This is a genomic window from Pontibacter sp. SGAir0037 (assembly GCF_005491705.1).
In the GTDB taxonomy this organism is placed as follows: Bacteria; Bacteroidota; Bacteroidia; order Cytophagales; family Hymenobacteraceae; genus Pontibacter.
The window spans coordinates 3,477,087-3,498,245 of record NZ_CP028092.1 but is presented as its reverse complement, the minus strand read 5'-3'; the positions used below and the strand labels follow the sequence as shown (position 1 = coordinate 3,498,245).

The window sequence follows — 21,159 nt, the reverse complement described above, 5'->3', positions numbered from 1 at the left end:
TACTCCGGCAAATATGGCAGATAACCTATGTGGCTGTTAATGTGGTATTGTTTTAGTACATAACAATGAATATCTCAAAAAAACAGCTAATTTTGACGATATTGCAAACACAGGATTTCATTTAAGAACAACAATACAGATGTTTGATTTTTTCGGTAAAACCGTTGCGAAAATATTCGGAACCAAGTCCGACAAAGATATCAAGGGTGTTATACCCTACGTATCTCAGATAAACGAAGAATACGGCAGACTTGCCAGCTTGTCTGATGATGAGCTTCGCCATAAAACAGTAGAGGTGAAAGCCATTATTGATGAGCGCTTAAAGCCTATCGACGAAAATATTGCTGCCTTGCACAAGCGCATTGCCGATGAGCCTGAACTAAATATTGTGCAGAAAGAGAATATATTCTCTGAAATTGATGAGCTGGAGAAGAACCGTAACAAAGAGCTGGAAGTAGTACTGATGGAGGTATTGCCGGCAGCCTTTGCTATTGTAAAAGAAACTTCGCGCCGTTGGAAAGAGAACGGCCAGTTAGTTGTTACCGCCAATGATTTTGACCGTACACTGGCGGCCCGTAAACCTAACGTGCAGATTGATGGTGATAAAGCCATCTGGGCAAACAAATGGACAGCAGCAGGTAATGAAATAACCTGGGAAATGTTGCACTACGATGTGCAGCTGATCGGTGGTATTGTGCTGCACCAGGGTAAGATTGCCGAAATGGCAACTGGTGAAGGTAAAACGTTAGTGGCAACTCTTCCGGCCTTCCTTAACGCACTGTCTAAGCGTGGCGTACACGTGGTAACTGTAAACGATTACCTGGCACGCCGTGACTCTGAATGGATGGCTCCTTTATTTGAGTTCCATGGCATTACCATCGACTGTATAGATAAACACCAGCCAAACTCTGAGGCACGCCGTAATGCCTACCGTGCCGATATTACCTACGGCACCAACAACGAATTTGGCTTCGATTACCTGCGTGATAACATGGCGCGTGAGCCTAAAGACCTTGTGCAGCGCAAGCACCACTATGCCATGGTCGATGAGGTAGACTCTGTGTTGATTGACGATGCCCGTACTCCCCTGATCATTTCTGGTCCTGTGCCGCGTGGCGATGAGCATGAGTTCTATCAGCTGAAACCACGTATTGCCATGCTGGTAGAGGCGCAGCGCAAGCTGGTTAATAATTTCCTTACCGATGCAAAACGCTTGATCAAAGAAGGAAATGATAAAGACGGCGGATTATCTCTTTTCAGAGCTTACCGTGGTCTGCCTAAGAGTAAGCCGCTTATTAAGTTTTTAAGTGAGACAGGTAACAGAGCCATCATGCAGAAGGTAGAAAACCACTACCTGCAGGACAACTCCCGCATGATGCCTGAGGCTGATGAGCCGCTTTTCTTCACTATTGATGAAAAGCATAACCAGATCGAGCTTACCGAAAAAGGTATTGACCTGATCACAGGCCAGGGCGAAGATCCGAACCTGTTTATTCTGCCAGACATCGGTACAGAGATTGCCAATATAGAGAACAATAAATCTTTGTCTAATGAGGAGCAACTGCACAGAAAAGAGCAATTAATCGCCGATTTCCAGGAGAAGTCGAAGCGTGTGCATACAATCAACCAGTTGCTGAAAGCATATACGCTGTTCGAGAAAGATACAGAGTATATCGTAACGCCAGATCATAAAGTGAAGATTGTAGATGAGCAGACCGGGCGTGTGATGGAAGGCCGCCGTTATTCGGATGGTTTGCACCAGGCAATAGAGGCGAAGGAAAACGTAAAAGTAGAAGATGCAACACAGACGTATGCTACGGTTACGCTGCAGAACTACTTCCGTATGTACCACAAGCTGGCTGGTATGACCGGTACTGCTGAAACGGAGGCTGGTGAGTTCTGGGATATCTATAAGCTGGATGTGGTGGTAATTCCTACCAACAAACCAATCCAACGCAAAGACGAGCACGATAAAGTTTACAAAACCACCCGTGAGAAGTATAATGCTGTAGCCGACGAAATTGTAGAACTTACTGAAAAAGGCCGGCCTGTGCTGGTGGGTACTACTTCGGTTGAGATTTCGGAGTTGCTGAGCCGCATGCTTACCCTGCGTAAAATTAAGCACCAGGTACTAAACGCGAAATTGCACCAGAAAGAAGCCGACATTGTAGCAGAAGCTGGTAAGCCAAGTACAGTAACCATTGCTACCAACATGGCTGGCCGTGGTACCGATATTAAGCTTACACCAGAGTCTAAAGCAGCAGGTGGTCTGGCTATCATTGGTACAGAGCGCCACGAGTCACGCCGTGTAGACCGCCAGTTGCGTGGTCGTTCTGGTCGCCAGGGAGATCCGGGTTCTTCACAATTCTTTGTATCGTTGGAAGATAACCTGATGCGCTTGTTCGGTTCAGATAGAATTGCCCGCCTGATGGACCGTATGGGTCTGGAAGAAGGAGAGGTAATTCAGCACTCTATGATCACGAACTCAATAGAACGTGCACAGAAGAAAGTAGAAGAAAATAACTTCGGCCAGCGTAAGCGCTTGCTGGAGTATGACGACGTTATGAACGCACAGCGTGAGGTAGTTTACAAGCGTCGCAGAAATGCCCTGTATGGGGAGCGCCTGGAGCTGGATATCTGGAACATGATTTATGATATCAGCGAAGACATGGTGGTTAGCTACAAAAACTCCAGCGACTACGAAAACTTCCAGCTGCATATTATCCGCGTGTTTGGTATTGATACTGCCATTACAGAAGATGATTTCAAATCTGTTTCTGCAAACCAGCTGGCTGAGCGCCTGTATAACGAGGCACTGAACCATTACCTGGATAAAAACAAGCAGATTTCAGAACATGCATACCCTATCATTACAGACATTCACCAGAACCGTGGACCAATGATCGAGAATGTGGCTGTTCCGTTTACAGACGGCAAACGCCAGGTAGCAGCGGTGGCAAACCTGAACAAAGCCTACGAATCACATGCCATGGAGCTGATCCGTTCGATGGAGAAAGTGATTACATTAGGAGTAATTGACCAGGCCTGGACAGAGCACCTTCGCCAGATGGACGACCTGAAGCAAGTAGTGCAGAATGCTGTTTACGAGCAGAAAGATCCGCTTTTGGTGTATAAGTTCGAATCTTTTGAGTTGTTCAAGCGCATGATCGGTAAGGTAAACGAAGAAACGATTAACTTCCTTTTCCACGCTTATATTCCGATTCAGGCTCCGGATCAGGTACAGGCACCACGCCCTCAACCTGCAGCACCTAAGCCGCCTGTCTTACGCGAGAAAAAAGAAGAAGTACACTCTTCACTAGAAGGCAGTAACGGCTCCACCACTATGCAGTCGCCTGCACCGGAAAAAATATTGCCGGCTCACTCGCAGAAAGTAGCTGGTCGTAACGACCGGGTAAGCGTGCAGTATATGGATGGCAGGGTTTTGAAAGACGTTAAGTATAAAAACGTTGAGCAAGACCTGTTAGATAACCGGTGTGTACTGTTAGAAGACTAAATCAGCAGAGCAGCCACTAAGAAATTAGTGGCTGTTTTTTTATATCCCCTTCCTATCTTTGCACTTATTATGAGGAAGGCATCAGCTAGTCCAAATTAAATAATTCTATAGTCTACCATCTGATTATGTCAGGAGAAGAGATTGCAGCGCATATAGACCATACACAGCTAAAGCCGGAGGCAACAGCTGGGCAAATAGTACAACTATGCCGCGAGGCTGAAACCTATGGTTTTGCTGCGGTTTGCGTTCCACCCTGCTATGTCGCTTTAGCAAAAGATACATTGGGTACAGGTACAAAGGTAAAGCTGGCCACGGTAATCGGGTTTCCGCTGGGCTACCAGCATCACAAGGTAAAGTTCCTGGAAACGCACCAGGCCATTGCCGACGGTGCCAATGAAATAGATGTTGTCATGAATGTTTCTGCCTTCAAATCCGGACAATACGTGGAGGTAGAGAATGAGCTGAGCGATCTGGCAAAATTCTGCCATTTAAAAGAGGCGGAACTGAAAGTGATCATAGAAACAGCTCTACTTTCAGCCGAAGAGATAGTGAAAGCATGTGAGATCTGTACTGCCGCCGGAGTAGATTATGTAAAAACTTCTACTGGTTTTGCGGCAAGTGGAGCCAGGGCGGAAGATATTAAATTAATGCGGCGCACGCTGCCAGCCCAAATCAAAATAAAAGCATCGGGAGGCATAAAAACATTTGCCGATGCGCAAGCGTTAATCGAAGCAGGAGCAGATCGTTTAGGATGCTCTGCCAGTATCCAAATTATTAGTCATGAATAGAATCTTTAGCTTTCTTTTTATACTTCTTGTATGCTTCAGTACAGCCTGTGCTCCCTCTTCCGGCACCAGCACCTCAGAAGGTGTCAGAGCTGGTGGCAAAGTACGTGTAAACGAGGACTTGAGTGTATACAGGCCTAAATATCCTGCTGCTACAGATGAAGCAGCCTCTGCGCCACGCACAGAACCCGCCAATCATGTAAACAATCGTGTGGCGGTTCTGATGGATACTGTAGCCAGTGTGAATAAAGGCATTAAGTATGCCCAGGGGTATCGGATACTGGCGTATAACGGATCAGAGCGTGAAACTGTGATGAACCTGCGTAAAACTATTATAGGTCGTGTGCCGGAGGAGCAGGATTACCTTACGTATCAGCAACCAAACTTCCGGCTGAAAATAGGAGATTACTTTAGCCGGATGGAAGCACAGCAGGTGCTAAACCAGCTAAGCGATCTTATTCCGAATGCACAGATTGTGCAGGAGCAGATCAATATACCCAAGAAATAGAACCAACAGGTTCTTAACAACTAGCGTTGTAGCCATACCTGAGCTGCAGCGCTTTTTAATTTAGGACAGTCTGCGTACCTTCAGCAGTTAACTTATCAGTACATTAAATTTCAGCACCTTGACTAATTTATCTCAAAAAATAAAATCACTCGCCAAAGCTTATGCCAATGATACCATAGGCATAAGGCGCCATTTGCACGCAAACCCGGAGCTGTCTTTCGAAGAACATCAGACCGCTGCTTATGTAGAGCAGTTATTGCAAAGCTACGGATTAGAGACAAAACGTATGGCTGATACAGGGGTAGTGGCTTTGATTGAGGGGAAGAGTGCTGCCGGTAAAACAATAGCCCTGCGTGCCGATCTGGATGCTTTGCCCATTCTGGAGCAGAACCAGGTAGCGTATAAATCGAGAAACGCAGGCGTGATGCACGCCTGCGGGCACGATGTGCATACGGCTTCTCTGTTAGGTGCTGCCCGTATTCTGCAGGAGTTGCGCGAAGAGTTTGAGGGAACAGTAAAACTGGTGTTTCAGCCTGGGGAAGAGAAATTTCCAGGCGGCGCCTCTATCATGATAAAAGAAGGTGTGCTGCAGCAGCCGGCACCTGAAGGCATAATAGGGCAGCATGTATTTCCGTTTCTGCCAGCTGGCAAAGTAGGCTTCCGGGCAGGAATGTATATGGCAAGTGCCGACGAGATTTATATTACTGTTAAGGGAAAAGGAGGCCATGCCGCCATGCCTGAACTTAACGTAGATCCGGTGCTGATTTCGGCACACTTGATCGTAGCCCTGCAGCAAATTGTCAGTCGCCATGCCAGCCCCAAAGTGCCTACTGTTCTTTCATTTGGAAAAGTAGAAGCGATGGGTGCTACCAACGTAATACCAAACGAGGTAAAGATAGAAGGCACTTTCCGTACAATGGATGAAAAGTGGCGGAAGGAGGCGCACCAGCGTATCAAGAAGCTTGCTGAAAGCCTATGCGAAAGCATGGGTGGCAGCTGTGACATCGACATCAAGAACGGCTATCCGTATCTTAAAAACGAACCGGCCCTGACAGACAGAGCCCGGGCTGCAGCTGAGGCGTATTTAGGTACAGAGAATGTCGTAGAGCTGGATTTATGGATGGGGGCCGAAGACTTTGCGTATTACTCTCAGGAAGTGAATGCCTGCTTCTACCGCTTGGGCACCCGCAACGAAGCACGGGGCATAGTCTCGTCGGTGCACACGCCTACCTTCGATATAGAAGAAGATGCGCTAGAAACAGGTATAGGCCTGATGGCCTGGCTGGCCATACAGGAGTTGGGAAGTTAATTCTAAAACAGCAAGTACATTGGAAAAAAACGGGGTATACACATACAACTTGTCTACAGGGCTTCTTGGTAACAAAAGGCGCCTGATACTTGCCCCCGATTACCTGGAGTACGAGAACAGTCCTCTCCAGTCTTCTCCGTTTACGCGAATCAATAAAGAAGACATTGTTGATATAAAGCACGACCTCGAGTTCATTCTCTGGTACCGGTTCTATGTTGGTTGCGATTTTACACTCGATGTAAAATCACAGGACGGTCATATTCTGTCCGTCAGGTTTAAGAGCTATTTTTCTAAGAATGATTCTTATCGGGAGATCTATGCCAAAATAGTAGATATCATTTGGGACTATTACCTGAGCGGACTTGTAGAAAAGTGGAAAGAGCGGCTGTTTGCCAAAAAAAGCGTTGAACTGAAAGACGTGTTGCTAACAGAGGAGGGCGTATTCCTGCTCGATCAGCAATATTTGATTTACTGGGAGGATGTGGAAGTGAAGGAGTATAATGATTACTATGCCGTTTTCAGTAAGAGTCAGCCTGTTTACAATAAAATACTGCGTTACAATGAGTGGGGGAGCGAGGTGCTGTATAGTTTAGCAACCAGCTTAACGAAGGGAAGAGAAGAAAAAGAATAACCATGACAAAGCCATACCTGATCTTATTACTAACACTACTGCCGTTTTTCACAGAGGCGCAACGTAAGGTAACAGCTGCTTCTGCTATCTGGCCTGAGCTGCAGGTAAATTATGGAGCTGGCGAAGATGGAATTCTGTTTTTCCGTAACCAATACCGCATCAACTCAGACTCCCGCTTTAACGATTTAAAGGAAACCGGCCTGTTTAGCAGCTTTGAGCGTGTGGAGCTGGAGCTGGGGTACGAGCATGCCCTAACCAACCATTGGCGGGGTGGCTTATCTTTCCGCTATGCGATAGAAGATTATCCGAAAACAGGCTTTGCAGCTTTGTTTCTGCGGCATAACGGGAGCATCGGGAACTTGTACTTTAACAAGCAAGGGATGTTTGAGTATGTAACACAGGAACAGCAGGATGCTTTTGGGAGGGTGCGTTTTTCTGCTGAATTAGGTAAACGCATAGCTGTAAAGCAACGCTACATTACACCTGCCATCAATTACGAAGCTTTTATTCGCACAGAGTTCCAGAAGGCAGAGAGCAATGCGGCGGAACGAAAAATAGACAGAACACGGCTGCGCCTGAACCTGACCTATGAAGTGAATGATAAGTGGCGTATAATGCCGTATTTCATGCGCCAGACCGATTATTACTATGTGCTGATTCCGCCCAGGTATGATGAAAACAGTCAGGTTGTAGAGCTAGGCTATACTACTAAAAGAAACCGCATCAGCCCGGTGGTTGCATTAGAAATAAAGTATAGCATCCATACTACCCCTTCAACTGCCAGTATTACATATTAAGAATTACTCCTCCTGAAATTTAGGCAGAAAAGTTAAATCAAGTGAAATTTTAAAATGACATTATTTCATGATTTAACTAAAATATTCTGTTGGTATAGTTTTTATTATAGTACAAAGTGTTAGTAACATTTAAAATGTATAACAATAAAAACAGGAGGTTTAAAATGGCACTGAGCAGATATAATGGTATGCAAGAAAACGTACCGCAATCATTCAGCACAATGTTAGACAGATTCTTTAATGAGTCTCTTAATACACGCAGCGTAACTGGTTTCACGCCTCATGTTGATGCGTATGAAACTGATAATGGCTTTGAAATTGAAGTAGCTCTTCCGGGAGTGAAGAAAGAAGACATCAACATCGATTTTCAGGAAGGCAAATTAACTATATCTGGTGAGCGTAAGTTCGAAAGGAGAGAAGACAGCAAACGCTATCATATGGTAGAAACGCAGTACGGCTCTTTCACCAGAACTTTCTACTTGCCAGATAATGTGAAGGCTGATCAGATTAAGGCGCAGTTAACTGATGGTGTTTTGGTAGTTTCTGTGCCAAAAGACGAGCAGAAAACAATGAAGCACCAGATAAAGATTACATCTGGCAGCGATAAGGCAAAAGCAAGCGCAAAACCTAAAGCTGTAGAAGTGGCCGCTTCAGAAAACGGGCAGGCTTAATAAAATAAAGCTTAACAAGAGAGGCCAACTTTGGCCTCTTTTTTGTTATACTTATAGAGGATAGATATTGAAAACAATCGTAGCGTTATATAATTTCGTAAGGTATTTTAGCGTTAAGCTTGTATAATATAGGTTATTCTGCATATATTAGGTAAGAAACATCATTTAGATTAAATATTTCATGAAAACAAAACAGTTTATAGTTGGCTTAACTCTTTCCGCTGTGATGGGTGGCGGTATTGCCGTAGGTAGCTACAAGCTGCTCGAAGACGATACCAGAACCGGAAGTGCCCTGGAGCAGGCGCAACAGTATCCTTCTGTTCGCTATACCAGCGATATGCGAAGCAGTACTACTGCTGTGCCAGAAGGTTTAAATTTCATTAAAGCAGCTCAGGTGTCTACGCCTGCTGTTGTGCACGTTATGACGGAATATGCTACCACAGCCTCCGATCGGTATAGTGGCCCGATGGATCCGTTTTTGCGTGAGTTCTTTGGCGATGGCTTTGGTGAGCGTGCTCCTCGTAGTCCGCAAATGGGTTCTGGTTCAGGTGTGATTATAGCTTCTAACGGCTATATTGTTACCAACAACCACGTAATCGATAAAGCCTCTAAAGTAGAGGTGGTGCTGGACGATAAGCGTAAGTTCGAAGCCAGTGTGGTGGGGGCAGACCCGACTACTGACCTGGCGCTTTTGAAAATTGAAGCAGAAAAATTACCAGTTGTGCGTTACGGTAACTCCGACGAATTACAAGTTGGAGAGTGGGTATTAGCTGTTGGTAACCCTATGAACCTTACATCTACTGTAACAGCGGGAATTGTAAGTGCTAAAGGACGTAACATCAACATCCTGCGCACCAATGCTACAAAAGATTTGGCTATTGAGTCTTTTATTCAGACAGATGCGGCCGTTAACCCTGGTAACAGTGGTGGCGCTTTGGTAAATTTGAACGGTGACCTGGTAGGTATCAACACAGCTATCGCTTCTCAGACAGGTTCATTTGCCGGTTACTCTTTTGCAGTGCCATCTGCTATTGTAAGTAAAGTAATCGACGACTTACTGAAGTATGGTGAAGTGCAGCGTGCTTTACTGGGTGCCAGAATCCAGGAAATTGATGCTGCTTTTGCGAAGCAACAGAATATTTCTACACTAAACGGTGTGTACATTGCAGGTGTAGAAGAAAAAAGCGGTGCTAAAGAAGCGGGCTTGAAAGAGGGCGACGTAGTTACTGCTGTGAACGGTGTACCGGTGAGCAAGTCTTCTCAATTACTGGAGCAGGTAGCGAGATATCGCCCTGGTGATAAAGTAAAAGTTACCTACCTGCGCGACAATAAAGAAAGAACTGCAGATGTAATACTGAAGAACCTGAACAACAGCACTGAGATTATGAAACGGAGTGTCGCAAAGGCAGTAACGTTTGATGGTGCCCGTTTTGAGCCGGTAAGCAAGCAGGAAATGAGCAAACTTGGAATAGAAGGCGGTGCTAAAATATCTAGCGTCGAAAAAAGCAAATTCCGAGAAACAGGTATGAAAGACGGCTTTATCATTACCAGAATTGATCGATATGCTGTTAATGAGCCAGGTGATGTAGAAAAGCATCTGAAGAACTTTGATAGCGGTGTAGTATACATCGAGGGCGTTTACCCGGACGGCCTGAAGGCTTACTACCCGATAGGTAAACGATAAGCGATTACCTTTAACAGCAGGAAAGCTTCTACAGCATTGTAGAAGCTTTTTTGTTTTTATAGCTTTGTAGAGATGCGTTTACGAAAGCATGTTCCTATAGGTAGGCATCTTTCTGATACGTATACAAAAACAGTTATGCAGGAGAAGAAAACTATGAAGCAGACAATAGAGGAACTGCCATTAGCCACGGCTATAGCCGATGTGCTCAGGCAACTAGGTATAAAAGAAATAAATCCGGCCTTTAGTACCGGCCTTACCTGGGCTGAAACAGCGGGTAGAGAAAAGGTAGGAATTTATTCCCCGGCCGATGGCAACCTGATTGCGGCTGTAAACATGGCCACGCCCGAAGAGTATGAAAAGGTAGTGCAGCAGGCACAGGAGGCTTTTAAAGTATGGCGGAAAATGCCAGCTCCGAAGCGAGGCGAAATTGTGCGCCAGATCGGGAACAGGCTTCGGGAGCACAAAGAGGCATTGGGGAAGCTTGTAAGCTACGAGATGGGAAAAATTCTGCAGGAGGGACTAGGCGAAGTACAGGAAATGATCGATATCTGCGACTTTGCTGTTGGCTTGTCACGGCAGCTGCACGGTTATACAATGCACTCTGAGCGCCCGTCGCACCGCATGTATGAGCAGTATCACCCGCTGGGTATAGTGGGCGTTATTTCTGCTTTCAACTTTCCTGTGGCCGTTTGGAGCTGGAATGCCATGTTAGCCGCTGTCTGTGGCAATACCATCATCTGGAAACCATCTGAGAAAACACCGCTCACGGCAGTTGCCTGCCAGCATATTTTGCGTGAGGTATTAGCTGAGAATGAGCTGCCGGAGGGCATTTTTAACCTTATACTTGGTGGAGCTGAAATAGGTAGCCTGATGGCGCATGATGAGCGCATTCCGTTGGTTTCAGCTACAGGTTCGACCCGAATGGGCAAGAAAGTAGGGGAGGCAGTAGGAGCCCGCCTGGGCAAGTCTTTATTAGAGCTCGGAGGCAATAATGCCATTATTGTAACTGAACATGCAAACCTGGATATGGCGCTGCCAGCTATTGTGTTTGGTGCTGTAGGTACCTGTGGCCAGCGTTGTACCTCTACCCGAAGGCTGATCATTCACGAAAATATTTACGAGCAGGTTAAAGAGCGACTTCTAAGCATCTATCCCAATCTGCCTATAGGCCATCCGCTTAACAATACTACACTGGTAGGTCCGCTTATAGATAAAGCAGCTGTGCAGGCTTTTCATAAAGCTTTAGAGGAAGTTCAGCAGGAAGGCGGCAAGCTGCTAACCGGAGGTGAAGTGCTGGAGGGTGAAAACTATAAGACAGGCACTTATGTAAAGCCAGCCATAGTAGAAGCCGAAAACCATTATCATACGGTGCAGGAAGAAACATTTGCTCCTATCCTGTACCTGATTAAATACAGTGGTGAAGTAGAACACGCTATTGCTATTCAGAATGGGGTTCGGCAAGGCTTATCTTCCTCAATCTTCTCAACCAATTTAATTGAAACAGAAGCCTTTCTGAGTCACTGGGGCTCCGACTGTGGTATAGCAAATGTAAATATCGGCACTTCGGGTGCAGAAATAGGTGGTGCTTTCGGTGGCGAAAAAGACACTGGCGGAGGCCGTGAGTCTGGCTCCGATGCCTGGCGCGTATACATGCGCCGCCAGACCAACACCATTAATTATGGCCGTGATCTGCCTCTTGCACAGGGAATTAAATTTGATATAATGGACTAATGAGAATCTGAAGATGAGAAGATCTGAAAATTTGAAGATGAGTTAATGCGGAGATACCTCACAGCGTGCGAAGCTCCTGTGAATGTCTGGTGCGTTTTTACAGTAAAAGCCAGCTCTGTGACAGGGCTGGCTTTTACTGTATGCAGAAGGGCAATAAACTTTAAAATATTTTGCAACTTGATGCAACCCCGGCCTCTTTTACTTGTCTTTAGTGTGAATTTGGATGAAAGGAATGAGGAAGAAAGCAAAAATGTAAACGACAGCACAGCAAAACACTAACGCCAACTTAGAACACCTTGGAAATTATAGGCTATCAGGATGTGAACATGCACGTGATCGAACGGTGCAGGCAAGGGGACAATCGTGCACAGTACGAGTTGTATAAGCTGTATTCCAAGGCCATGTTTAACGTGAGTATGCGTATCACAAACGACTATGCCGAGGCCGAAGACGTATTGCAGGAAGCATTTATCAGTGCTTTCAGAAACCTGAGCTCTTATAAAGCGGAGGCATCGTTTGGCAGCTGGCTGAAAAAAATAGTGGTAAATGCTGCTATAAACGCTATCAGAAAAAAGAAGGCAGAGCTTGTGCCCATGGATGACAGAGTAGTAGGAGATATAGCCGATGAAGTATATGAGGATGAGTGTGAGTGGCAGATCGATAAAATACGTCGAGCAATACAGAAGCTGCCTGATGGCTATCGGGTGGTGCTGAGTTTATACCTGCTGGAAGGATTTGACCATGCTGAGATAGGAGAGATTCTTGGTGTTTCAGAATCAACCTCTAAGTCGCAGTACAGCAGGGCCAGGAAAAAATTAGTTGACATAATGCATGAACCACAGTTCGTGGGTTGATCTATAAAAGAAGCAGGAGCTTTTACGATATGGAAGATAAACTGAAAAAGTTTGTAAATGAGCACCGGGATGAGTTCGACATGTTCGAGCCTAGCCCTGCGCTTTGGCAAACCATAAGCCAGGAACTACCCAAGCCAAAGAAAGAAGCAAAAGTAATCAGCATTAATTTTGGCGAGAGTGCCAGCTTTAAAGCGAACTTTATGTTTATGCGTATCGCAGCGGCAGTTTTGCTGTTGCTGGGGTGTGGCATCACCCTGCTTGTGGTTAAGCGGAATGTGCCATCGGCAACAGGTACGCTAGCAGTTGTGGGGCAACCATCGCTACAGCGCATTGCGCCTGAACTGGTAGAAGTAGAAGCATACTATACAAGCCAGATTAACAGCAAGAAAAAAGAGCTGGGCGAATACGACTTGAAGGTGCTGGGCCTAGACGATCAGCAGGAAATTGACCAGGAACTCCAGCGCCTTGATAACAGCTATAAGCAGCTTAAAGAAGAACTATACAAAACTCCTAATACCGAAAAAGTAATGGGTGCCATGATTCAGAACCTGCAGATACGAATCGAGGTGCTTAACCGCCAGCTGGAAGTGCTCCAGAAAATTGAACAGTTGCAGAAACCTATACTAGAAGAACCTAATCAAGATGAAACTACGAATGCATAAATCTTTACGCCACCTTGTTTTACTACTCGTTATGGCACCCTCCATGGTACTGGCCCAACAAGCGGCTCCAGCACCATGCCCCACTCCGCAGGTACGCGTTCTTACCGCACAGGTACTTGCTTTAGTTGATGAACAGCCTCAGGTGGTAGCTTACACCTTAAAGAGTCCCGCACTGGCAGAGCCTGGCTTCGATGCAGAAATGCGAAAGACCTTCGAAAAAGTGTACAAGGTAAGCAGTGCTGACATGCTTAACATTGAAAATAAGTTTGGGAAGGTGCATGTGAATACCTGGAACAAAAATGAGATTCAGGTGCGTGTTGATATAATCTGTAGGGCAGGCTCTGAGCAACGGGCACAGGAGATGCTGGATAAAATTAGCATCAGGGAGAGCAGAACAGGAAGCTCCATATCTGTGAAAACAGAAATGCAATCTATGACCATCAGTGGTAATTCTAAGACTGGCTTTGAAATTAACTATACCATTAATATGCCGGAATCAAATCCCCTTACCATCTCAAATAGCTTTGGCGATGTATACTTAGCAGCTTTTAAGGGTAAGACTAATATCGCTGTAAAGTACGGTTCTCTTAAGACTGAAAGATTAGGTAATGTAGCAAACACAATAAAACTAGCTTATGGATCTGGTAGCTGCGGCTATATGAATGGGGGAAGTGTAGATGTTTCTTACGGCTCACTTAATCTTGATGGGACAAATGACATACAAGGCTCTTCCAGATACAGCGACTTTAGGATTGGCAATCTGGATCAGGCCCTAAGCATGCAAATTAAATACGGATCCTTACGAGTTGATAATATTAGTAAGAATATGCAAAAGATTAATCTGGAGAGTGGCTTTAGTCCTATCACTTTGGGATTCGACCAAAATACAGCCTTTAATTTTGATGTTAATGTACACTTTTCAAGCTTTAAATTTGATCAGGATGTGGTAAATGTGACTTCTTTGCAAAGAAATGGGCATACCTCTTCAGAATATAAGGGCAAGTTCGGAACTTCATCACCGAAGGCTTCTGTAAGTATTGTATCGAAATATGGCGATGTAAAATTTACAAACTAACATCTGCTTATAGAAATGAGTTGTTCTTAATATTGTTTGTCTGTGAAAGGAGCCGGCCTAAAGTCGGCTCCTTTCTTTTGGGTTGAAGAAGTAAAAAGACTTAGTTTTTTTATCTTTGGCTAAAGCAGGCCTTAAGTACATACGCATTATTTTAAGGCTAACGTACATTACCTACAATTTACACGAGAGCACGTATTAGGTGCATCAAAAAAATAAAACGTGAGAAAAGAAGTCGCAGCAGTATTTCAGCAAAGAGCAGATCAATTTCAGGAGCAGGAAAAGCAAACAGGTAGTAAATCCAGCACGGTATCGTGGTTGCGGGTGCTGGTATTTATATGCGGAGCGGGTATAACTTACTTTCTCTTCAGAAACTATAATCCAACGGCGGGTATAATAGGTTTAATACTGTCTTACATGCTGTTTATAGTGGTTATGCGCTGGCACAGCCGCTTAAATTATACCTATACACATTTCAAGCTTCTAAGAGAGCTAAACCTGGAGGAACTGGATAGGCTGCAGGGTAAATTACAAAAGCTTGATAAGGGCGAGGCTTTTACAGACAACCAGCACCCTTATACCTCCGATCTCGATATTTTTGGAGACAATTCTTTGTTTCAGCTTCTCAACCGCTCTATAACAAGCCTGGGAAAAACAAAGCTGGCCAGCTGGCTGCAACAGGCTGCCTTACCCGCAGAGGTTAAACAGCGCCAGGAAGCAGTGGCAGCGCTTACAAAACCAGAGCAGCTGGATTGGCTGCAGCATTTTGTGGTTATGCCCAGGCACCATAAACATACCGAAGTGCCCTCTTCTGCATTCTTTGAATGGCTGCGGGAGAACAGCCTGTATAAAAAACATGGGTATATGAAACCGTTGCTCTTTATATTACCTGTGCTTACAGTTGCAGCCATAGTTGCCTGGTTCTACGGCTTTTCTGGCTATATACCTGGTGCCTTTTTGCTGTTGCAGTTTCTGCTGGCCTATCGTTTTAGAACCATTCGCGACGATTACTATGAAAAGAGCATTAGTATTTACGAAGCCATGGAAAGCTATACCCGCCAGATGCGGCACATAGAGCAGCATGAAACAAATGCTGCCTTGCTTACCTCTCTCAAGAATAAACTTTTTTACAAGCAGCATAAAGCATCAGAGGCATTAGGAAAACTGGCTGGTATTATAGATTTCTTCTCCTATCGTTTGAGTACACTTATGGCTTTCTTTTTGAATACCATATTAATGTGGGACTTTTTGTGGATTTACAGAATAGAGCAGTGGCGAGATCAGTACCTTGGTCAGGTAGAGGGCTCTTTGGAAGTGCTGGCAAATTATGAAGCCTTAGCCAGTATAGCCTCCTTTCAACTGGCTAACCCAGCCTATGCCGTGCCAGAAATAAGTGACGTACCTTTTGAAGTAACAGCCACAGCTCTGGAACATCCTCTTATTTTTGTAAGCGAGCGTATTGCCAATAGCTTCACAATGCAGGGGGCAGGCAAAACAATAGTGGTAACAGGTTCTAATATGTCGGGTAAAACTACTTTCCTTCGCACAGTAGGTATTAACATGGTGTTGGCTTTTACCGGTGCACCCGTGGCTGCTTCTCAGATGCGTGTTGCACCAGCACAGGTATACACGGCCATGCGAACTGTCGATAATCTCGCCGAAAGCACGTCTTCTTTCTATGCAGAATTAAAGCGCCTTCGCATTTTACTGAACCTGACGGAACAAGGCATTCCGGTATTTTACCTGCTCGACGAGATTCTGAAAGGAACAAATTCCCGCGACAGGCACTTAGGAGCTATGGCTCTTATCCGGCAGCTACACCGGCGTACTGCCTCTGGCCTTATTTCAACGCATGATTTAGAGCTGGGTGCGATGGAAGAAGAATTGAAAGGCAGTGTAGAAAACTACAGCTTTAACAGTACTATAGAAGGTGACAAAATACTTTTCGATTACAAGTTACAGCGGGGCCTTTGCCGCAGTTTCAATGCCAGCAAACTCATGCAACTCATGGGCATTGCTATAGAAGAATAAGCTTTTTGCGGTATCTTATTGTTGAGCTATTTCTACTTTGGTTGATTAGCGGGTATTTGTATAAATTAGCACATTAACATATTAGCGTATTAAATTTATGAGAGTAGTAGCCGACATTCCTCACCCAGCCATGAAAGTAACCTTGCTCGCCTGGAACGGCAAATATCTGGTAAAGCTGGAAAAAGGAGATTTTGAGCAGACGTATAAAATAAGCGAAATGGATATAATGGGTGATGCCGGCGCAAAAGCCTTGCTAGATGAAGAATTCATAGATGCTGCTTTAAGCCGGTTTACTGAAATGCGTCAGTCTTTCATTGGTACACTCAGGAGGAATAGTTAGGATGAAGTAGATACTACTTATAAACGTTCTTTCACTAGCTGAGATGCTGCTCCGCAAAGTTAACTTTGACAGGTGTTTCTGTTTCAGTTGCTAATTCTACCTATTAAGAGTACAACAAATCAATCAATTATTAAAAAATCGTTTTGAAATAAGAGATTGTTTTATAAGTTTATCAATAGAAATAAAAAGACTTCCTATCAGGCTTTTTATTTCTGCATTTTTTAGAGTGGGCAATCACATGCTAAGCCTGTTGTCGCCTTGAAAAGCTATCATTGATAAACTTAATAATTTTATGTCTTCAGATCTTTCACGTAGGGAATTCCTTACAAAAGCTGGTCTTGCAGCGCTCACCCTTCCTTTTATCGCATCACTAGGAGTAAAGGCTGCTAATCCTATAGCTGTTAAAGGACTTAAAGTAGGCTATGCCAGCATTACCTGGAATGGCAACGATGTACAGGCTATCAAAGATATTTCATCACTTGGATTTAAGGGGATTCAGCTCCGGGCCAATGTTGTAAAAGAGTACGGGAGCAAACCAGCTGAACTGCAGCAGCTACTGAGGCAGTACAAACTGGAATTACCTATGTTCTCCAGCGGCAACGCCAACATTAATACTGGAAAAGACGAAGAAATTATACAAATGCACGTCGATCATGCCAGGTTTGTAAAAGCCTTGGGTGGAGAGTACATCCAGATTACAAATACTGCCCGCCCTAAAACAGGCAACCCGAGTGAGGAAGATCTGCGTACTTATGGCCAGCTGCTCAACGAAATTGGCAAGCGAACTAACGATGTTGGCGTGCAGGTAGCATACCATAACCACATGCACCAGCTCGGTGAAACACCTCATGAGGTAGAAGTTATTCTAGAAAACTGCAAAGAAGAAAATGTTAAACTCCTGCTCGATGTAGCCCACTACCATCAGGGCGGTGGAGATCCTGTAAAAGCTATAGCGCAATACAAAGACAGGATAAGAGTGCTGCACCTTAAAGATGTGCGTCCCTTGCCTGAAAAAGGGCCGCAAGCTTATTCGTTTGTTGAATTGGGGCAGGGGAAAGTGAATCTGCCGGGAGTTTTTAAAGCTCTTGCTGATATCAACTTTAAAGGCTGGGGTATTGTGGAGCTTGATGCTGTGCCTGATCAGGGGAAAACCCCGTTGCAGTGCGGGCAAACCAGTCGGGCTTATCTGCAGTCGCAGGGAATTAAAGTGTAATAAATATAAGATCAATAACACCAGGTATGAAAAACTTACGACTTATGATAGTGGGTACAGCCACAGCGCTTTCAGCAGTAGCATGTCAGAGTAATCAGCAAAACACAGAAAAGACTGCCGGCCAGGCTGTGAGTGCTACAGAGGCCTCTGCTACCAGCCCTAACACACTTACCGCTGCCGAGCAAGCAGAAGGTTGGGTATTACTATTCGATGGCAACAGCACTGCCGGCTGGCGTGGAGCCTACAAAGATGCATTCCCAGAAAAGGGCTGGAAGGTAGAGAACGGAGAACTGATCGTTATAAAATCAGACGGAGCAGAGTCGCGCAATGGAGGCGACATTATCACAGAGAAAGAGTACAGCGATTTTGAGCTGACTCTGGAAGCTAAGTTGACACCAGGAGCGAACAGTGGCGTTAAGTATTTTGTAACGGAGCGACTGCCTAAGAGCCCGGGTTCGGCTATTGGGCTGGAGTTTCAACTGCTCGACGATGAGCGCCATCCTGATGCTAAAATGGGCAAAAGTGGTAACAGAACCATTGCTTCACTTTATGATCTGATTACAGCCAAAAACAAACAGGCTTCCCCTATAGGAGAGTGGAACCAGGTGTGCATTGTATCAGATGGAAAGCATGTAGAGCATTGGCTGAATGGAACAAAAGTAGTTGAGTACGAGCGTGGCAGTACAGCCTTTCGTGATCTGGTAGCAGGCAGTAAGTATAAAGATTATGAAAATTTTGGCGAGGCAGAGCAGGGGCATATCCTGCTGCAGGACCACGGTGACGAAGTACACTTCCGCAACATTAAACTAAGAGAACTAAAAGCTAAGGGCACAGCCAGTGTAAATCAGGACTAACCATTAAACTATTATAGAAATGGAAAAACATAACAGCAATACACGCAGAGACTTTATAAAGAAGGCTGCACTGGGCACAGTAGGCTTCTCGCTGATGGGTTTTAGCGCCAAAAGCTATGGTCGAATTTTAGGAGCCAACGACAGAGTACAGGTAGCAATTGTCGGATTTTCTGACCGATTCAGGAATTCTTTATATCCTTCCTTCATGGCGCATGCCAAAGAGCTGAATTTTGAATTTATGGGTGTGTCGGATATTTGGAATTGGCGCAGAGAAGAGGCGGAGGCATTTGTGAAGGAGAAGCACGGGCTAAAAATAAAGAAGTACCGCAACAACGATGAGCTTTATGCGCAGAAAGGGGTAGATGCCGTAATTATCAGTACTGCTGATTTTCAGCATGCGCTTATGGGAGTAGAGGCTGTTAGAAATGGTAAAGATGCTTATATAGAAAAGCCTATGGCCGAAACCATGGAAGATGCCAGAGCTATTTTAAAAGCAGTAGAGGAAACGGGCAAAATAGTACAGATCGGTTCTCAGCGTAGAAGTGCACCTAATTACATAGCTGCAAATGAATACATCCGCTCCGGGAAGTTTGGCGATATTAAAATGGTGGAGATGACCTGGAACGTAAACCAACCGGGGCGTTGGCGCCTTCCGAAGCTTGTAAGCGAAATACGGGAGCAGGATACAGATTGGAACCGCTTCCTGATGAACCGCCCGAAGGTGGCTTGGGACCCAAGAAAGTACCTGGAGTACCGCCTGTTCTGGCCTTACTCTTCCGGAATACCGGGGCAGTGGATGTCGCACCAGATTGATACTGTGCATTGGTTTACGGGGCTGGAGCATCCTCGCAGTGTGGTAGCCAACGGTGGCATTTATATGTGGCAGGATGGCCGCACCAATGCTGATACCATGACGGCTGTGTTCGATTATGGTCCTGCTGATGATAAAAGCAAAGGCTTTCAGGTGGTGTACTCTTCCCGTTTCAGCAACGAGGCAGGTGGCATTAAAGAGCTATACTATTCTAATGGTGGTATGCTAAACCTCGACACAAACAAAGTAACATCGGAGGGTGGTTTAACGCAAAATATGGCGAAGGCTATGGGTATGGAGGCTAATAAATTGGCCGATTATACCCTGCCAAACGATATAAAAGCGGCCACTGGTGCCAACACAGGCGGAGACCCGATGACCTCGCTGCACATGCGCAACTGGATGGAGTGCGTGAGAAGCCGACAGACACCTAATGCCTCGGTAAAAGCTGGCTATAATCATTCTGTAGCTAACATTATGACAAGAACTGCTCTGGAAACAGGTAAACGTATTACCTTCGATGATACCAAGCAGGATGTTATAGTGAGTTAATTAGTTATATAGTAAAGTGCTGCTACTACTGCATGTTTATGCTACTCCGGATTAAAACAATGATCAGAAATTCATTTGTAGGTGCGGCTCTACTTTTAATGCTTGCAGCTTTTACAAAGGGCTATACTGCTAAGGAAGAAGCTGCAGTTAAGCCAAAGCGCTTTATGCTGACTGAAAGCAAAAAGGACAAGCGCATAGATGTAACTATAGACGGCAAGCCTTTTATTTCCTATATCTATCCTGATGCAGTAAAGAAGCCTGTAATTTATCCTATACGCACAGCTAAAGGCAACTTAATTACCCGGGGCTGGCCACTGGAGCCAAGAGCAGGTGAGCGAGTAGACCATCCGCACCACGTGGGGCTTTGGTTTAACTATGGCGATGTGAATGGATATGACTTCTGGAATAACTCTAACGATGTGGGTAGTCATAAAGGCCCTTTCGGAACCATTCGCCATCAGAGTGTGCATAAGATAACCAATGGTGATGATAAAGCTTTACTGGAAGTAAGCGCAGAGTGGCAGAAGCCTGATGGTACTGCCATGATAAAAGAAACGACCCGTTTTATTTTCAGTGATGCTCATGAAAGTCGAATTATAGATCGGGTAACTACTCTTACTGCGCTTCAGGAAGATGTGCTGTTTAAGGATAACAAAGAGGGGCTTATTGCCATCAGAGTTGCCAGAGAGTTGGAGCATCCGTCGGAGAAGCCGGAAGTTTTTACAGATGCGAGCGGCAAAGCTACTGCGGTACCTAAAATGAATAATGAAGGAGTAACAGGCCACTATACCAGCAGCGAAGGTAAGACTGGCGACGATGTTTGGGGAACCCGGGCAAATTGGGTGAATTTAGCTGGTAAGATAAAAGATGAAGCAGTATCGGTTGTTTTAATGGATCACCCGAAGAACATCGGCTATCCTGCATACTGGCATGCCAGAGGGTATGGTTTGTTCGCAGCAAACAACCTGGGACAGCACGCTATGAGTAATGGCCAAGAAGTGTTAAACTTTAAATTGGAAGCTGGCAAATCAGTAACATTCCAGCATCGGGTAATAATTCATGCTGGCGGCAGCTTAACTTCTGAGCAGGTAAATACTGAATTTCAAAAATATACGAACGGGCAATAATGCTTTGTAGCTT

Annotated in this window: 18 protein-coding genes; all 18 read left to right on the top strand. The window is 45.1% G+C overall.

Annotated features, from left to right (window positions below; translation table 11 throughout):
* Window positions 1-139: 139 nt before the first annotated feature.
* The 18 genes from secA (at window position 140) to C1N53_RS14140 (ending at window position 21,146) form a co-directional block, all read left to right on the top strand.
* The gene (secA, locus tag C1N53_RS14225; RefSeq protein WP_137759939.1) at window positions 140-3,514 is read left to right on the top strand and encodes a preprotein translocase subunit SecA; all 3,375 of its coding nucleotides are present in this window, start codon (window positions 140-142) and stop codon (window positions 3,512-3,514) included.
* A 125-nt stretch (window positions 3,515-3,639) separates the two neighbouring features.
* The gene (gene deoC, locus C1N53_RS14220) at window positions 3,640-4,302 is read left to right on the top strand and encodes a deoxyribose-phosphate aldolase (RefSeq protein WP_137759938.1); all 663 of its coding nucleotides are present in this window, start codon (window positions 3,640-3,642) and stop codon (window positions 4,300-4,302) included.
* On the top strand, window positions 4,295-4,807 hold the full coding sequence (locus tag C1N53_RS14215) for a sporulation protein (protein WP_137759937.1): 513 nt from the start codon (window positions 4,295-4,297) through the stop codon (window positions 4,805-4,807). The genes deoC and C1N53_RS14215 overlap by 8 nt, the downstream gene beginning before the upstream one ends.
* Before the next feature lie 118 nt (window positions 4,808-4,925).
* Entirely contained in the window at window positions 4,926-6,116 is a 1,191-nt protein-coding gene (locus C1N53_RS14210; RefSeq protein WP_137759936.1) for a M20 family metallopeptidase, read from the top strand.
* A 49-nt stretch (window positions 6,117-6,165) separates the two neighbouring features.
* Window positions 6,166-6,747, top strand: coding sequence for a hypothetical protein (locus tag C1N53_RS14205; RefSeq protein ID WP_137759935.1), 582 nt, complete (start codon window positions 6,166-6,168; stop codon window positions 6,745-6,747).
* A 2-nt stretch (window positions 6,748-6,749) separates the two neighbouring features.
* The gene (locus C1N53_RS14200; RefSeq protein WP_137759934.1) at window positions 6,750-7,544 is read left to right on the top strand and encodes a DUF2490 domain-containing protein; all 795 of its coding nucleotides are present in this window, start codon (window positions 6,750-6,752) and stop codon (window positions 7,542-7,544) included.
* 221 nt (window positions 7,545-7,765) lie between these two features.
* Window positions 7,766-8,215 (top strand): Hsp20/alpha crystallin family protein, encoded by a 450-nt coding sequence (locus C1N53_RS14195; protein WP_240773229.1) that lies wholly within the window; start codon window positions 7,766-7,768, stop codon window positions 8,213-8,215.
* Between the two features lie 181 nt (window positions 8,216-8,396).
* Entirely contained in the window at window positions 8,397-9,899 is a 1,503-nt protein-coding gene (locus tag C1N53_RS14190) for a Do family serine endopeptidase (RefSeq protein WP_137759932.1), read from the top strand.
* A gap of 153 nt (window positions 9,900-10,052) precedes the next feature.
* Window positions 10,053-11,630 carry an aldehyde dehydrogenase family protein gene (locus tag C1N53_RS14185; protein ID WP_137759931.1) on the top strand — a complete coding sequence of 526 codons (1,578 nt, stop codon included), beginning with the start codon at window positions 10,053-10,055 and terminating at the stop codon, window positions 11,628-11,630.
* A 296-nt stretch (window positions 11,631-11,926) separates the two neighbouring features.
* Window positions 11,927-12,484, top strand: coding sequence for an RNA polymerase sigma factor (locus C1N53_RS14180; protein WP_137759930.1), 558 nt, complete (start codon window positions 11,927-11,929; stop codon window positions 12,482-12,484).
* A gap of 29 nt (window positions 12,485-12,513) precedes the next feature.
* Window positions 12,514-13,146 carry a hypothetical protein gene (locus tag C1N53_RS14175; protein WP_137759929.1) on the top strand — a complete coding sequence of 211 codons (633 nt, stop codon included), beginning with the start codon at window positions 12,514-12,516 and terminating at the stop codon, window positions 13,144-13,146.
* Entirely contained in the window at window positions 13,139-14,221 is a 1,083-nt protein-coding gene (locus C1N53_RS14170; RefSeq protein ID WP_240773228.1) for a hypothetical protein, read from the top strand. The genes C1N53_RS14175 and C1N53_RS14170 overlap by 8 nt, the downstream gene beginning before the upstream one ends.
* A gap of 219 nt (window positions 14,222-14,440) precedes the next feature.
* Window positions 14,441-16,249, top strand: a complete 1,809-nt coding sequence (locus C1N53_RS14165) for a DNA mismatch repair protein MutS (RefSeq protein WP_137759928.1) — start codon at window positions 14,441-14,443, stop codon at window positions 16,247-16,249.
* Window positions 16,250-16,346: 97 nt separating this feature from the next.
* Complete coding sequence (locus C1N53_RS14160) at window positions 16,347-16,589, top strand: hypothetical protein (RefSeq protein ID WP_137759927.1); 243 nt, start codon at window positions 16,347-16,349, stop codon at window positions 16,587-16,589.
* A gap of 292 nt (window positions 16,590-16,881) precedes the next feature.
* Complete coding sequence (locus C1N53_RS14155; protein ID WP_137759926.1) at window positions 16,882-17,802, top strand: sugar phosphate isomerase/epimerase; 921 nt, start codon at window positions 16,882-16,884, stop codon at window positions 17,800-17,802.
* 26 nt (window positions 17,803-17,828) lie between these two features.
* Window positions 17,829-18,656: a DUF1080 domain-containing protein gene (locus tag C1N53_RS14150; RefSeq protein WP_240773227.1), complete on the top strand. Its 828-nt coding sequence runs from the start codon at window positions 17,829-17,831 to the stop codon at window positions 18,654-18,656.
* A gap of 19 nt (window positions 18,657-18,675) precedes the next feature.
* On the top strand, window positions 18,676-20,019 hold the full coding sequence (locus C1N53_RS14145; RefSeq protein ID WP_137759925.1) for a Gfo/Idh/MocA family protein: 1,344 nt from the start codon (window positions 18,676-18,678) through the stop codon (window positions 20,017-20,019).
* 59 nt (window positions 20,020-20,078) lie between these two features.
* Entirely contained in the window at window positions 20,079-21,146 is a 1,068-nt protein-coding gene (locus C1N53_RS14140) for a PmoA family protein (protein ID WP_371415907.1), read from the top strand.
* Window positions 21,147-21,159 lie beyond the last annotated feature (13 nt).

Bases quoted from the DNA above. Each gene is read 5' to 3' on its own strand.
- C1N53_RS14215 (WP_137759937.1), top strand. From the start codon at position 4,295: ATGAATAGAATCTTTAGCTTTCTTTTTATACTTCTTGTATGCTTCAGT.
- secA (WP_137759939.1), top strand. From the start codon at position 140: ATGTTTGATTTTTTCGGTAAAACCGTTGCGAAAATATTCGGAACCAAG.
- C1N53_RS14200 (WP_137759934.1), top strand. From the start codon at position 6,750: ATGACAAAGCCATACCTGATCTTATTACTAACACTACTGCCGTTTTTC.
- C1N53_RS14145 (WP_137759925.1), top strand. From the start codon at position 18,676: ATGGAAAAACATAACAGCAATACACGCAGAGACTTTATAAAGAAGGCT.
- deoC (WP_137759938.1), top strand. From the start codon at position 3,640: ATGTCAGGAGAAGAGATTGCAGCGCATATAGACCATACACAGCTAAAG.
- C1N53_RS14155 (WP_137759926.1), top strand. From the start codon at position 16,882: ATGTCTTCAGATCTTTCACGTAGGGAATTCCTTACAAAAGCTGGTCTT.
- C1N53_RS14160 (WP_137759927.1), top strand. From the start codon at position 16,347: ATGAGAGTAGTAGCCGACATTCCTCACCCAGCCATGAAAGTAACCTTG.
- C1N53_RS14195 (WP_240773229.1), top strand. From the start codon at position 7,766: ATGTTAGACAGATTCTTTAATGAGTCTCTTAATACACGCAGCGTAACT.
- C1N53_RS14150 (WP_240773227.1), top strand. From the start codon at position 17,829: ATGAAAAACTTACGACTTATGATAGTGGGTACAGCCACAGCGCTTTCA.
- C1N53_RS14170 (WP_240773228.1), top strand. From the start codon at position 13,139: ATGCATAAATCTTTACGCCACCTTGTTTTACTACTCGTTATGGCACCC.
- C1N53_RS14175 (WP_137759929.1), top strand. From the start codon at position 12,514: ATGGAAGATAAACTGAAAAAGTTTGTAAATGAGCACCGGGATGAGTTC.
- C1N53_RS14185 (WP_137759931.1), top strand. From the start codon at position 10,053: ATGAAGCAGACAATAGAGGAACTGCCATTAGCCACGGCTATAGCCGAT.
- C1N53_RS14190 (WP_137759932.1), top strand. From the start codon at position 8,397: ATGAAAACAAAACAGTTTATAGTTGGCTTAACTCTTTCCGCTGTGATG.
- C1N53_RS14140 (WP_371415907.1), top strand. From the start codon at position 20,079: ATGATCAGAAATTCATTTGTAGGTGCGGCTCTACTTTTAATGCTTGCA.